A 13711-nucleotide genomic window follows, 5' to 3' on the forward strand; every position below is an offset into this window, starting at 1 on the left:
CCCTCATCCCTCGACCCCAATCTCCCGGTAAAACTCCAACAGCTGCTTCGCCAGTGCCCGGTTCGTGTAGCGGCTCATGGCGCGGTGATGACCTGCTTCTGCTAAGGCCTGCCGCTGTTCGGGATTCTCCAGCAGGAGGCGAAGGCAATTGGCTAGTTCAGGGGCATTGCCTTCGGGAAAGACGAGGCCAGACTGGTCGATGACGTGGGGAATCTCGCCGGAGTCGGAACCAATCACGGGGACGGCGCAGGCCATGGCTTCGATCAGCACGTGGCCGAATTGTTCTTTCCAGCCTTTGGAGGTGAGGGTTTTGAAGGTATTGGTGGTTTCGGAGGGCAGCACTAGGGTGTGCATGAGGTTGATGTAATTGGGGACCTGATCGTGGGGAATGTCGGTCACCCAGCGGAGGCGATCGCCGATGCCCAACCCATCAGCCTTGGCCTGAATGGTATCCCGCAGCTCTCCCCGACCCACTAGCAGCCACACCCAAGGTTGTGGGTGATCGCACAGAGTCGCCAGGGCATCGCAAAGAGTCAGCAGTCCCTTTTCTGCGACAAAGCGACCGCAGTAGCCCACCACAAAGGCATCGCTGGCGATGGCTAGGGCCTGGGACAACTCTGGCTGGGGCTGGGGACGGAACAGGGTTTCATCGACACCAAGCTGAGGCATCACCTGGTAGGGAGCAGTGCAGCCGCGATCGCGCAAGATATCGGCCCCGTCTTGGTTGCCCACCACTAGACCGTGGGTATGCCGCAGGTTGTAGGCTTCGAGGGCAGAGATGGGGAATTTGAGCTGGTAGGGCAAGTTCCACCAGGTGAAAAGAACGTTTTTGACCTTAAGACCCAGCAGGCGGTTGAGGGTAATGGTTTGGGTGTAGGCCAGCGCTTTAGCTCCCTGCTCAACCTGAATGACGTGGGGCCGAAATTCTCGCAGCAGTTTAACCAGATCGGGGCCAAAGGTGAGCAACCCTTGGTTGTTTTGGCTGAGATTGCTGAGGGGCTGCACCCGAAAGTTGCCCGCCTGGAGGGGTTCAGACACAATTAGCCGGTTTTGCACGCCGCCGGGCTGCCAGCGGCGAGGAACGCCCACCACTACCTCTATCTCTGGGGAAAGCTGGGCTAGGGCGCGCAGCTTTTCGCGGTTGAGGTCAACGATATAAGTGTGGCTGAGCACGAGCACACGCATGGTTGGCAACATCCGCAAAAAGGGGCACCTCTAGGTTGCCCAAAGGGTGCTTAGGGGTTGCACCGTCAGCCAGGCAGGCGAGGGCGATCGCTCAGATATGCAGGAGCCAAGCGCTGCTAGGGCTGCTCGCGTGCCTTTAGCCATCGCTTTTAGAAACTATGCCCTCATCCCCGCGATCGCCTGCTGCCCGCTTGGCCTGGCCGTAGCGAATCGGTCCCCTAGCTGTTTTGGGATCGACCACTTGCCCTCGCTGTCGGACAACAATTTCCCCCTCGGCGGCTAGCTCAACCCCGACCTCACGGACAGCAGGCATCAACTCGCGCCAGTCTTCATGACTGAGGGCGCGGGCGACTTCAGAGGGGCAGATCGTTTTGCTGGGGCCGCGCTGGGCAAGCAAACCGAGCAAGGTGGCGCGCAGGTCAGCAGAAACGGTCATGGCCCCAAGGCGAGGAATTCGTCCATGAGGGTATTGACCTGGTGAGGGCGCTCCTGCTGCACCCAATGGCTGCAATGGGGAATGTAGCGCAGGCGCAGATGGCGCACGTAGTCTTCAGTGCCAAGGGAAAGTTCTTTGCCCAAGGCTGCATCGGCTTCGCCCCAAATCAGCAGGGTGGGTACTTCGAGAATGCCCCAGGGTTGCCACTGTGGGCCGCTAAAGCTCAAAGCCCGGTAGTAGTTGACCATGGCGGTGAGGGCACCAGGCTTGGCAGCGGCGGTCTTGTAGGCTCGTAGATCGGCGTCGCTAAAGGTACTTTTATCGACGGCCATGCCCAGCAACATTTGCTCGATCGCCCAGTAGTCGCCCGCCTGCAATAGTAGTTCGGGCAGCAGCGGTAGCTGAAAGGCCCCGATATACCAACTGCGCAACAGCTGCTGGGGATGGCGTAGCCCTTCGGCAAACTTGGCTGGGTGGGGAATATTCATCACGATCAGCGACTCGAGCAGTTCGGGGTGGGCGTAGGCAAAGGCCCAAGCGATCGCGCCTCCCCAGTCGTGCCCTACCAGTACCGCGCGGTCATAGCCCAAGGCGGCGATCGCCCCCCGTACATCCTCCACTAAGACATCCAAACGATAGGCATTGACATCTGAGGGCTTGTCGCTGTCGTTGTAGCCCCGTAGGTCCAGGGCGACGCAGGTATATTTGGCCGCAAAATGGTCGAGCTGGTGCCGCCAGGAGTACCAAAATTCTGGAAAGCCATGCAAAAACAGCATCAGCGGCCCTTGGCCCTGGCGGACGTAGTGCAGGCGCAGGCCATTAGTTTGCAGAAACCCGTGCTGTTTGCTGACAGTTGCGGTCATGGCACCACCGGGGCCAACGTCTCCTTAACTATACTGAGAACTCCTAGGGCTGGGGGCGATCCCCCTGACTTGGACCGGGTTGTCAGTTACGTAAATATATTTAACCCATTTCTCCCAACCCCCGGATGCTGATTTTTACCACCTGTAAATGGTAGGGAGCACAGCAGAAGCTGACGTTGTGTGGGTGGCCTTCACAACACCTAACCAGATCACAGCTCAGAGTCGTTTGCTCACCCGCCAGACCTAATGGGGTTAACTGGCTTGCGAAGGCTCATTCTCTACGTGCTGCCCTTGGGGCGCTGGTTGCTGACCGTCGCGATCTGGAACGACCTGGGAAGGTTTGGCCCTCGTCACGTTCCTTGCGATTGTTCCTGATATGAACTCACTAGACGACTTGACCCTGTTGCAGTGGTTTGTTTCGGGGGATGCCTCCCTAGAAGCAAATCAGTCGCTCCGGATTCAGCCCGCCAACAACCTGCGCCAGCTCTTGGGCCGTAAAGGCTCGCTGCTGGCCACCGCCTACGATGCTGCCCTGCCGCCCCGCATTGAGGTGCGCCGCCACACCGAATACGCTGACATACTACACCAGATTTTGGTCGACCATCACTTTGTGCCCGTTGGCCAGGAGTTGGACAGCCAGGTGTTGTGCTATGCTCACTACCCAATTCCTGAGGGCTACCGCATTGTCTATGGCCAGGCTCGCCAGCTGTGGAAGCAGTGGTGGACCCACGCCAGTCGCCTCAGCGATCGCCACCTTCAGCTCGACCTGTTTGTGCTGGCGAGCAGCCAGTGGTACCCCATCCGCGACGTTGCCATCAACAGCGGCACGCTCTACATTGACACCTTGCGGGGCGAGACCGTTCACCACGGCGATGACATGATGGTGTGGCTCGAACAGGAGCGCTGTGATGAGACCGATGAAACCTGTTTTTGGGCATCGCCTTCAGGCCAGCTAGTGCCGCACCAGCTTCCAGAACAGACGCCTGCCGCCACCCTGACTAGCCCGCCCCATCAGTCTCAGCCCTCCGGCCGGCCGCTTTTGGATGGTGCAGTTTCCTCGGCTACTGTAGACTCCACCCTGGCCCCGGTTGTGTATGCCCTAGACGGCAGGGTCTACGTGCAGACCGCCCTAGGCGTTATCGTCGTCGAAGGCGAAAAACTGAGAGCCTACAAGCCTGCGCCCCCAATGGCGACCCCCAGGGATCGAGCTACGACCGTCGCCACCGTTCGACAGCGCCCCAGATAACCGGCGGCTCCAGCAATAGACTTCGCCAGCTTTGCCTAGCGTCTCGGTCAGCAACTAGACCCTAGGCAAATTATGGCGGCGATTGTGACACCCCAGCTACCGGCAAACTGTATAAGAATTTACAAAATCTTGTTGATATCACGGGGGAAACATCCGGATTCCTAACGTCAGATTTCATAGCATGGGATTGTGTCGATCCGATGCAGGGCATTGAGCAGCCTCTATCTGGATCAGCGTTCACGGCTCTCCTGCTAGACCCAATGGGCTTAATCAGTCTGCGATGGTAAAAGCTTTTCAGCGATCGCGGCTGAGATGATTTCCAGGGTTTGGCCCTCATCACGTTCCTGCAATTGTTTCACCCATGACCTCACTCGATGATTTAACTCTGTTGCAGTGGTTTGTCTCAGGGGATGCCACCCTAGAAGCGAACCAGTCGCTGCGCATTCAGCCCGCCAACAATGTGCGCCAGCTTCTGGGCCGCAAAGGATCGCTGCTGGCGATCGCCTACGATGCCACCACGCCGGCTCGCATTGAGGTGCGCCGCCATACTGACTACACGGACGTACTGCACCAGGTCTTGATCGATCATCACTTTCTACCCGTTGGTCAGGGGCTAGATAGCCAGGTATTGTGCTACGCCCACCACCCTATCCCCCAGGGCTACCGGGTCAATTACGCCGCCGCCCGACAGCTTTGGAAGCAGTGGTGGATGCAGTCAAGCCGCCGCGGCAAGCGCCCGCTGCAGCTTGACCTGTTAGTGTTGAGCCAAAACCAGTGGTACCCCGTCCGCGACATTGCCATCAACAGCGGCACCCTCTACGTCGATACCCTGCGCGGCGAGAACGTTTACCACGGCGATGACATGGTGGCCTGGCTCGAAAAAGAGCGCTGCGAAGAGGGCGACAAAACCTTTGTTTGGACATCGCCACCGGCTCAAGCTGTCCCAACTCCTCCTGAGCCGCCCGCTGCTGCAACTGTGCCGGCAAGGGCACCCGCTCCAGCCCCTCGCCCTGCCCCGCCGCCGAGATCACCGGTTACCCTAGCCCCTCTAGCTAGCATAGACCCCACTCTGGCCCCGGTGGTCTATGCCTTGGACGGTAAGGTTTATATCCAGACCGCCGTGGGAGTGGTTGTGGTTGAGGGCCAAGGGCTAAAGGCTTATAAATCTCTACATCAGCCGGCGATCGCCCCTGACCGGCTTGCGACCGTGACAACCGTCAGGCAACGCTTTAGGTAAACAGCCTAGGGGGCAGCAGCCACAGCAGGGTGCCTCGGCCATAGTCAATTTGAGACCAGGTGGTGATTTCAAACTCAAGGCAGACCATGGCCGCTGTGGGCATGTGCACGATACCGCCGCCCAAAAAAAACGAAGCTGCGTCAGACCAGGTCGGCTGATGGCCTACCAGCATAAGCGAGCGGTGATGGTCTGGCACCGCGTAAATCACCTGTAACACCTGGTCGATCGAGGCTTCGTAGAGGTCGTCGGTGACGCTCATGGGGCAGGGCCAGTGACCGGCCTCCATGGCAATCTCTAGGGTGGTGCGGGCTCGCACCGCCGACGAGGTAATGGCCAGGTCGGGGACTTTGCCTGCCGCCGCCAGCAGCTTGCCCATGGTTTTGGCGGCGATAATGCCGCGCTCGGCGACGGGGCGATCGCGATCGCGCCCGTTACCCACATTCCAGTCAGATTTGCCGTGGCGAAAAAGAATTAGCTGCTTGGTCATGGTAGGGGGGCGATCGTGGCTCCAGGGCGGTGTGCCCTTGATCACCTTAGGGGATCGCCCGGGGGGAATCAATGTTGGCCCCCAGTTTTCTCCAGCTTTAGGATGCGGCCCGCATCGATAGGCCGATGCGCTTGAGCTTGACATCTACCTCCATCACCCGCACCGTCACCACCTGGCCCACCTTGACAATCTCGTTGGGGTCGCTAACAAAGCGATCGGCCATCTGCGAAATATGCACCAGCCCATCCTGGTGCACCCCCACGTCCACAAATGCGCCAAAATTGGTGACGTTGGTGACGACTCCCTCTAGGGTGAGACCAGGCTTCAGGTCAGTGATTTCGTTAATGCCCTCCTGAAAGCGGGCGTAGGCAAACTGCTCGCGGGGGTCTCGACCAGGCTTTTCTAGTTCCTGCAAGATATCGCGCAGGGTGAGTTCCCCAGCCTCGGCGGTGGTGTATTTTTTGATGTCGAGCCGCTTCAGGCGATCAGCGGCTTTGGGAATCTGCTCTAGGGATAAGGAGAGATCGGCGGCGATCGCATCCACAATGCCGTAGCTCTCGGGGTGGACCGCCGTGTTGTCGAGGGGGTTTTTGCCGTTGCGAATACGCAGAAACCCCGCTGCTTGCTCAAAGGCCTTGGGCCCCAGTTTTTTGACTTTCAGCAGCTCCCGGCGCGACTGAAATGCCCCATTGGCATCGCGGAATTCGACGATATTGTTTGCCACCGCTGGGGTCAGCCCCGACACGTAGGTGAGCAGCTCGCGCGAGGCCATATTGAGATCCACCCCCACGTAGTTGACGCAGCTCTCGATGGTGTCGTCGAGCTTTTGCTTGAGCCGCTTTTGATCGACATCGTGCTGGTACTGGCCCACACCAATCGATTTGGGGTCGATCTTGACCAGTTCGGCCAGGGGGTCTTGCAGCCGCCGGGCAATGCTGATCGCCCCCCGCACCGTCACATCTAGGTCGGGGAACTCCGCTGCGGCCACTTCGCTAGCGGAATAGATCGACGCCCCCGACTCATTCACCAGCACTTTTACCGGGGGATTTGACAAGGTTTTGAGCACTTCCCCCACGAAAGCGTCGGTTTCGCGGCTGGCGGTGCCGTTGCCGATCGCAATCAGCTCGATCCTGTGTTTGCGAATCATCCCCGCTAAGGTCTGGGCCGCCTGCTGCCGCTGGTTTTGGGACTGGTGGGGAAACACCGCCTGGTATTCCAGAAACTTGCCGGTACTATCCACCGCAGCTACCTTACAGCCGGTGCGAAAGCCGGGGTCAACCCCTAGGGTGGGCTTCATGCCCGCCGGGGGCGATAGCAGCAGGTTCTTCAGGTTAGCCTCAAAGTTTTGAATCGACACCTCATCGGCCCAGGCCTTTTTCTCGGCCATCACCTCGCTGGTCAGCGACGGCTTCATCAACCGGCTGTAAGCGTCTTGAATTACCCCCCGGTAGAACTGGCGAACCTCAGGTACGGGAGTTTTCACCACCCGCTTTTCGAGGGTTTGCAGCACGGGGTCGGGCTCAACCTCCAGCCCCACCTTGAGAATGCCTTCGCGATCGCCCCGCAGCAGCGCCAGCAGATTGTGGGAGGCGATGGAGCGCACCGGTGCCTGGTAAGCCCGATACATCTCGTATTTGGTGCTGCCCTCGGGGTGACCTTTTTTGATGCTAGCGGTGAACTGGCCTTGCTTTAGCAGCTGATCTCTGACGTACCGCCGCAGCTCCGCCCGCTCTGCCACCTGCTCTGCCAAAATATCCGCCGCCCCCTGAAGGGCTTCGTCCGTAGACTGAACCCCTTTATCCGGGTTCACAAACGCTTGCGCTTCCTGAAGCAGAACCGCCCGTTTGCCCGTTTTATTCAGCTCCTCAATTTTTTGGGCCAGCGGCTCTAGCCCCTTTTCTTTGGCCATGGTGGCGCGCGTGCGGCGCTTGGGTCGGTAAGGCAGATAAAGATCCTCTAGCTCCGTCTTTTGCTGGCAGGCGAGAATGGCAGTCTTTAGTGCATCCGTGAGCTTGCCCTGGGATTGAATCTCGCTTAGCACCGTCTGCCGTCGATCCTCAAGCTCCGTTAGGTACTGGTGGCGCTCGGCAATCTGCCGCAGCTGCACCTCATCTAGATCCCCCGTGCGTTCCTTGCGGTAGCGAGCCACAAAGGGCACCGTAGCCCCTTCGGCAAACAGCGACAGGGTGGCCTCTACTTGGGCCGGGCGGATCTCAAGTTCGGCGGCAATGGTGGTCGCGAGCGAAGTCATGGGGCAGCTACTGAGGCAATAACAGTCCTCCATTGTAAATGTGGCCTGAACAGCTCAGAGAAAGTAGCTAGCATTCATTGCGATAGCTAGCTCAACCCTTTGAATAGTGATTAGTAACTGACGATCGCACCCAGGGATTTCAGCATTCGTTCTTCGGTGTCGGATAGGCCAGTGGCCCCACGGATATTGACGCCTTCGTAAGGGCGATCGGGGCGCAGGGTTTGCTGGCACAGGCCTGTCGCCAGATCCCATACGCGAATTTCGTCGTCTTGGCTGGCGGTAATTAGATGGGTGCCGCTAGAACAACCCGAGACTTGCCAAATATCTTGGCTGTGACCCTTGAGGGTGTGACGGCATTGGTTGGTTTTAACATCCCACACCTCGACCTGGGCGTTTTGGCTAGTCAGCGCTAAAATGTCTCCCGCCGGATTTAGGGTAACCCCTTGCAGCCATTGCTCTGTGGGGTGTTGCCACTGGCCGAGACAGCCATTGTCTTGCCCCAAATTCCACCAGCGCACGGTGCCGTCGTGGCTGGCGCTGGCCAGCCTCTCGCCCTGGGCCACAAGACTGTGTACCTGACTTTGATGGCCCGATAGAATGCGGCGATCGGAGCCCAGAGTGCCCTGCTGCCACGACCAAAGGCCAATGGTGCCATCCCTAGCACCTACTACAATCCAGTCGCCGTTGGGGCTAAATAGTAGGGCTGACGGGCTGTCAGGGGCGTCTTCTAGCTCTCCTACGGCGCTGCCAGTAGTGCAATTCCACACCAAAATGCCGCTGTCGGGGCCTGCGGTAGCTAACCACTGACAATCCGGGCTAAAGCGCAGCAGGGTGGCCGGGGTTGGCTTGGCGACCACCCACTGGCTCTGGCCGTTCGCGATCGCCCAGAGCCGCAGGGTCTGGTCGTCGGCGCTGCTAGCTAACCACTGACCATCGGCGCTAAGGGCGACGGTGCGCACCGAGCCGCTGTGGCCCGCTAGGGCACGAGGGCCGATGGCGTAGGGGCTATGGGCGTTGACCTGCCACAGCCGCAGGTGGGTATCGTCATGGCCAGTGAGAATGGTGCCGCTGTCAGCGCTAGCGCTAAAGGCCAGGCAGCGCACCGGATGCGCTTGGCTGAGAAAGCTGCGCCAGCACTGGCCCCGTTTAACGCTCCAGAGCTTGACGGTGTAGTTACTGCCGGTGACGAAATAGCGGCTGTCGGCGCTAAAGGCTAGGGTCCATACCGGCGCTCCCAGTGATGGCAGTGCATAGCAGAGGCGACGATTGGGAATATCCCACACCGTGACGGTGAAGTCTTGGCTGCTAGACACCAGATAGCGCCCATCAGGGCTGAGGGCGAGGGCGGGCAAAGCCTGTACGTCGATGGGCAAAATCCAGCAGGGCAGACCGGTGGCCAAATTCCAAATGGTCAGGCAGTGGTCGTCACAGCCCGCTGCAAAAGGAATTGCTTGGCAGTCAGGGTCGTTGGGGTCGGACAAAAACCCAACTGTGCGAATCGTCGCCGTCGATCGCGCCTGGAGATCTTTCAGCAGGGTGCGATCGCCCACATTCCACAGACAGGCGCGCTGGTCATCGCCGCCGCTCACCAGGTGGTTGCCCAAAGTGCTGTAGGTTAGGCTGTGAATAGCGCCAACGTGGCCTTCTAGACAGCCCTGGCTAAAACCTGATGCGACTTCCCACAGGCACAGCCGACCGCTGTCATCGCCGGAGGCTAGCTGGCTGCCGTCGGGGCTAAAGGCTAAGGCTCGCACTGGGGCCTGGTGATCGTCCAAAATGTCGGTTTGGTAGGTGGAGCCCACTGACCACAGCCAGATTTGCCCACTCTCGGTACCTACGGCTAGCAGATCGCCTCGGGGGCTAAAGGCCAGCGATCGAATGCGTTGGCCTTCGTCAAACATCCAGACCAGCTTGCCCCGCCGCAAATCCCACAGCAGCAGTCGGCCCTCGTGATCGCCCGTGGCTAGGTGCCATCCCTCCTCTAGAGACGATCCGCGCTGGCCTTGCTTATCTTTAGGACCGACGGGGCTGAAGGCGGCCACCGGATCGCGCCCGAGGGCGGTAGCAAAGGTGGTGTCGCTAAACTGAGCCTGGCTAAAGTTGGCTCCCTGCACGCTTACCCGCCGCAAATCGCTCTGCCAAATGGCTAGATGAGAAAAATCAACCCCACTAATACCCAGGCCCAGATGTTGGCAGAGGTGAATTATGTTGCCGGCCCCGTAGCCCGGCTGACCCACGAGGGGCTGTAGGGCCTCGAGCAGGCGATCGCCCTTAGCAAACAGAGCCCCATCGGTAGCGCACTGTTGTCGCAGCTCCTCTGCTAGAGGAAGCAACATAGCCGTCCGCTGACGTTCCTGTACCACCTCTCGGGCAGTCATGGTAACGAGGGGCAACCGCTGGAGCCAGTCAAACGTCTCGGCCTCTAGCTCAGCGGCCAGCACGCCCTGCAGTTGTTCTAGGACTAAGACCTGCACCGAGGGGCCGAGGCTCAACACTAGCCCACGCCCTCCAGTGGCCTGAGCCTGAACCCAGCCCCGCCCCAGGGCTGACTGCACCACCGCGTCGGTCAGGGGTGGCTGCATAGCCCCGTCGAGGTCGTCGAGTGTAACTGGCTCCTGGGCTAGGGCTAGCCAGTACAACAAGGCCCATTCGTCAGCCGGCAGTCGCTGGAGGGCTTGGGTAAAGGTGCGGTGTACAACGACGGGTACGACTGACTTAGCTGCCTGGAGCAACATCTGGGGCTGCCCCTGGTAGACCTCTCGTAGCGTCGCCCCTAGCCCCCGCAGCACCAGGGGATGGCTGCCGTAGCGATCGATCAGCGCTCCCCAGTCGTCAGGGGCAACTGGAACGGTCGGGGCCTGGAGCAGCGATCTGGCCGCCGATGCGGCCAGATCGCCGAGGGCATAATCTCGCACCCGTGGCCCCTGCACATGAGAAAAATCGGCGGGCTTTTCGCGGCTGAGCCAGACTAGACAACTCTGGTGATGGCGCTCGGCTCCCTGGTGAAAAAGATGCTGTAGGGCGTCGGTATGGGCGCGGTAACTGCCCGCTGGCTGCTGAGGTTCAAAGAACTGCTCTAGACCATCGATAATCAGCAGGGCGCAGCGCTGGCTTAGCTGATCGAGCACCCAGTCTACTTGGGCTGGGGGCGCGATCGCCGTCTGCGGGTCAAGCCAGTGAACGATTGCCCCCAGTACATCCTGCTCGGTGGCCTCGGCGGTTAGAGCCAGGTAGCCGCACTGATCGACCTGGGGGGCAACGGTGGCGGCGATCGCTGCTGCCACCGTCGTCTTGCCCACGCCTGGCAGCCCCCATAGCACTACCGTGCGGCAGCGCTCCGCCAAAACCCACTCGGTTAGGGTGGCCAGTTCTGCCTGGCGGCCCGCACAGTCGTCTAGATCGAGGCGTGGGGATTCACGCACCACTAGGGTGGGGGCGGGCAGGGGCGATCGCGGCTCCACTACAATATGCGGCGGCGGGGCCGGTTCAGTCGCCACTACCCCCTGCATCATCCAGGTGTGCAGCACGTTCTGAATATTGCGCTTCGTCACCCGAACGCCCTGGAGATCAGCATCTACCAGCTCGGTCAGCAGCTGCCAGAGCTTGGGGCCGACGTCTTTTTTGAGATAGTCTTCGGTGTAGCCAGCGGTGGGGGTTGCCATCGCCGCATAGGTCTTGTTCTCCCAAGATCCCTGTAGCACCAGACGCTCGACATCCTTTAGCGGTCGCCCCTTGCGCTCCACAGCAACTTGGTTGATGTGTACAGCAATTTTCTCAAAATCCATTGGCTAAACCGCCGCGATGCCCCAAATCTGGCCTCAGTCTAACCTGAATTTTTCAGAACTTCTCAGCCGCCGTGCCCAAGAAATTTGGCAAAAAAAATTCCCCAACCCAAGGGCAGGGGAATGATCAGGGTGCATCTACCAGTTCATATTTCTGCGCCAGGTGAGTGAATCAGGATGGTTTGGGAGGGATTTTGTTAGAGTGCCTGGGGAGGTGGGAGTAGATGGGTGGATGAGTAGATGGGTGGGAGGGTGTCTCTATATCTCTCAGTCCATCGGTGGGGCTCATCATATTGCTTCAGCTTTCTAGAGGGCAACTTTGCCCATCGCCGTGACTTTGGGTAGAAGGAAGAAGGGGCACATTGTTGGGCTGTTGGGAACTTTTTGAAGGCATTTCTTAGGAGCAAATTTTGTCGGATTCGCTGAACTTAAAGGCTTACGACCTTTGGAAAACCTATGGTGACGAGGCGGTGGTGCAGGGCATCAGCTTTTCCCTGGCACCGGGTGAGATTGTCGGTCTGCTGGGGCCTAATGGGGCGGGCAAAACCACGACGGTGGGCATGCTGTTTGGCACCGTTGTCCCCACTAGGGGGTTTGTGCAGTTTGGCCCCTGGCAACTGCCGGGGCAGGGACAGCTGGCCCGCGCCCAGATGGGCATTGTCACCCAGGAAGACAACCTCGACCCCGACTTTACGGTGTTTAAAAACCTTACCCACTTTGCCCACCACTACCGCATTACGGGCGCGGCGGCACGGCAGCGGGCGGGGGAGCTGCTGGCCCTGGTCAATCTAGAGCACCGAGCCGAGGCTCAGGTGGATGAGCTGTCGGGCGGCATGAAGCGCAAGCTGGTGCTGGCCCGCGCCTTACTCAATCGGCCCAAAATTGTGTTTCTAGATGAGCCTACCACTGGCCTCGACCCCGACGCTCGCCAGGATTTTTGGCGGCTGGTGCAGCACCTCAAGGCCAGCGGCTGCGGCATTTTGCTGACCACCCACTATATGGATGAGGCCCAAAGGCTGTGCGATCGCCTCCTTCTCCTACAGCAGGGCAAGGTGATTGACGAGGGCACCCCCACCGATCTAGTCGCGCGGGTGATTGGCCGCGAGGTGGCTGAAATCGGAGGGGTTGAGGCCCAAATTCTTCAGGATCTAGCGGCCCGCCACGGAGCCTGGTATCGGGCTTTTGGCAATGGTCACCTGGTGGCGCTGCCCGATCGCGAGCCTGAGGTGGTTTGGGATGCGATCGCCGCCCACCATCCCAGCCGCCTCCTGCGGCGGCCCGCCAATTTAGAAGATGTGTTTTTGCGACTCACTGGGAGCGTGCTGGAATGAAGCTGATTACCGCTACCCCTTGGGGGGTGTATTCGGTTTGGTGGCGACACTTTCAAGTCTATCGCAGCACCTGGTTGGTGAACTGTCTGCCGCCTGTCTCCGAGCCAATTGTGTATCTGCTTGCCTTTGGCTACGGTCTTTCTCCGCTGATTGGTGAGGTGGACTATTTGGGGCAGATGATTCCCTACGCTCGGTTTTTGGCTCCGGGGATGATTGCGATCGGAGTGCTGTTTCAGTCGTTTTTTGAAGGGGCCTACAGCAGCTTCATTCGGCTCAACTTTCAAAAGACCTGGCAGGCGCTGCTAACAGCCCCATTGAGCTATACCGACGTGTTTTTGGGCGACTGGTTTTGGGCGGCGACTAAGGGGTCAATCGCCGGCACTATCACCGGGCTAGTCGCGGTGTTGGCCAATCTCTACGACCTCTCTAGCCTGGTGCTGTCGCTGCCGCTGATTGTGCTTGGCAGCCTGCTGTTTGGGGCCTTTGGTCTGTTGGTAGCCGGGGCTGTGAATAAGGTTGACCAGGTAAATGTGCCGATTTTTCTGGTAATCATCCCTATGTTTACCCTCTGTGGCACCTACTTTCCGCGCGATACGCTGCCGCCGCTGCTAGCCAAGTTTGCCGCGTTTTTGCCCCTGGCCTCCCTGGTTGACCTGCTGCGCTGGCCCCTGGGTCTGCCCCCCTGGTGGCCCCTGCTGCTGGTCTGGCTAATCGGCTGGATGGTGCTGACGGCAAGGCTGGCCGCCCTGCGGATCTATCCGAGATTGTTTAGCTAGTAAGTTCATTCAGCTAGCCAAGTTGCAGGAGCGCTCTTGTCTTGCTCTTTTTGAGCAGGAACTGAGGCTGAAGCACGATATTGAGAGAAAAGTGACAGATTTGCTGGTTTCTGCCGT

Annotated in this window: 10 protein-coding genes; 4 read left to right on the forward strand and 6 right to left on the reverse strand. The window is 59.4% G+C overall.

The window, feature by feature from the left end:
* Positions 1–3: 3 nt before the first annotated feature.
* From hpsO to NC979_RS21840, 3 genes are all read right to left on the reverse strand, one after another.
* On the reverse strand, positions 4–1185 hold the full coding sequence (gene hpsO / locus NC979_RS21830) for a hormogonium polysaccharide biosynthesis glycosyltransferase HpsO (RefSeq protein WP_190515975.1): 1182 nt from the start codon (positions 1183–1185) through the stop codon (positions 4–6).
* Positions 1186–1321: 136 nt separating this feature from the next.
* Positions 1322–1621, reverse strand: a complete 300-nt coding sequence (locus NC979_RS21835) for a DUF3253 domain-containing protein (protein ID WP_190515977.1) — start codon at positions 1619–1621, stop codon at positions 1322–1324.
* The gene (locus NC979_RS21840; RefSeq protein WP_190515980.1) at positions 1618–2484 is read right to left on the reverse strand and encodes an alpha/beta fold hydrolase; all 867 of its coding nucleotides are present in this window, start codon (positions 2482–2484) and stop codon (positions 1618–1620) included. The genes NC979_RS21835 and NC979_RS21840 overlap by 4 nt, the downstream gene beginning before the upstream one ends.
* A 376-nt stretch (positions 2485–2860) precedes the next feature.
* Between NC979_RS21840 and NC979_RS21845 the strand changes: the two genes are divergently transcribed.
* Both NC979_RS21845 and NC979_RS21850 read left to right on the forward strand, forming a co-directional pair.
* Positions 2861–3730, forward strand: coding sequence for a hypothetical protein (locus NC979_RS21845; RefSeq protein WP_190515982.1), 870 nt, complete (start codon positions 2861–2863; stop codon positions 3728–3730).
* Positions 3731–4091: 361 nt separating this feature from the next.
* On the forward strand, positions 4092–4967 hold the full coding sequence (locus NC979_RS21850; RefSeq protein WP_190515985.1) for a hypothetical protein: 876 nt from the start codon (positions 4092–4094) through the stop codon (positions 4965–4967).
* On the opposite strand, the gene NC979_RS21855 is transcribed toward NC979_RS21850, so the two are convergent.
* The 3 genes from NC979_RS21855 to NC979_RS21865 all read right to left on the reverse strand — a co-directional run bounded on the left by NC979_RS21855 (position 4960) and on the right by NC979_RS21865 (position 11490).
* The gene (locus tag NC979_RS21855; RefSeq protein WP_242023888.1) at positions 4960–5598 is read right to left on the reverse strand and encodes a SixA phosphatase family protein; all 639 of its coding nucleotides are present in this window, start codon (positions 5596–5598) and stop codon (positions 4960–4962) included. The two genes, NC979_RS21850 and NC979_RS21855, sit on opposite strands and share 8 nt — an antisense overlap.
* Positions 5552–7705, reverse strand: a complete 2154-nt coding sequence (locus NC979_RS21860) for a Tex family protein (protein WP_190515989.1) — start codon at positions 7703–7705, stop codon at positions 5552–5554. Before NC979_RS21860 ends, NC979_RS21855 begins: the two co-directional genes overlap by 47 nt.
* A 110-nt stretch (positions 7706–7815) precedes the next feature.
* Positions 7816–11490 carry a WD40 repeat domain-containing protein gene (locus NC979_RS21865; RefSeq protein WP_190515991.1) on the reverse strand — a complete coding sequence of 1225 codons (3675 nt, stop codon included), beginning with the start codon at positions 11488–11490 and terminating at the stop codon, positions 7816–7818.
* A 407-nt stretch (positions 11491–11897) separates the two neighbouring features.
* Here NC979_RS21865 and NC979_RS21870 point away from each other — a divergent pair, with 407 nt between their 5' ends.
* Positions 11898–12818 (forward strand): ABC transporter ATP-binding protein, encoded by a 921-nt coding sequence (locus tag NC979_RS21870; RefSeq protein ID WP_190515994.1) that lies wholly within the window; start codon positions 11898–11900, stop codon positions 12816–12818.
* Positions 12815–13594, forward strand: a complete 780-nt coding sequence (locus NC979_RS21875; protein WP_190515997.1) for an ABC transporter permease — start codon at positions 12815–12817, stop codon at positions 13592–13594. The genes NC979_RS21870 and NC979_RS21875 overlap by 4 nt, the downstream gene beginning before the upstream one ends.
* Positions 13595–13711 lie beyond the last annotated feature (117 nt).

The sequence above is a fragment of the Leptolyngbya subtilissima AS-A7 genome (genome assembly GCF_039962255.1).
Classification (GTDB): Bacteria; Cyanobacteriota; Cyanobacteriia; order Phormidesmidales; family Phormidesmidaceae; genus Nodosilinea.

Coding starts and splice junctions, on each gene's coding strand:
- hpsO (WP_190515975.1), bottom strand. CDS start 1,185: ATGCGTGTGCTCGTGCTCAGCCACACTTATATCGTTGACCTCAACCGC.
- NC979_RS21835 (WP_190515977.1), bottom strand. CDS start 1,621: ATGACCGTTTCTGCTGACCTGCGCGCCACCTTGCTCGGTTTGCTTGCC.
- NC979_RS21840 (WP_190515980.1), bottom strand. CDS start 2,484: ATGACCGCAACTGTCAGCAAACAGCACGGGTTTCTGCAAACTAATGGC.
- NC979_RS21845 (WP_190515982.1), top strand. CDS start 2,861: ATGAACTCACTAGACGACTTGACCCTGTTGCAGTGGTTTGTTTCGGGG.
- NC979_RS21850 (WP_190515985.1), top strand. CDS start 4,092: ATGACCTCACTCGATGATTTAACTCTGTTGCAGTGGTTTGTCTCAGGG.
- NC979_RS21855 (WP_242023888.1), bottom strand. CDS start 5,598: ATGTCAAGCTCAAGCGCATCGGCCTATCGATGCGGGCCGCATCCTAAA.
- NC979_RS21860 (WP_190515989.1), bottom strand. CDS start 7,705: ATGACTTCGCTCGCGACCACCATTGCCGCCGAACTTGAGATCCGCCCG.
- NC979_RS21865 (WP_190515991.1), bottom strand. CDS start 11,490: ATGGATTTTGAGAAAATTGCTGTACACATCAACCAAGTTGCTGTGGAG.
- NC979_RS21875 (WP_190515997.1), top strand. CDS start 12,815: ATGAAGCTGATTACCGCTACCCCTTGGGGGGTGTATTCGGTTTGGTGG.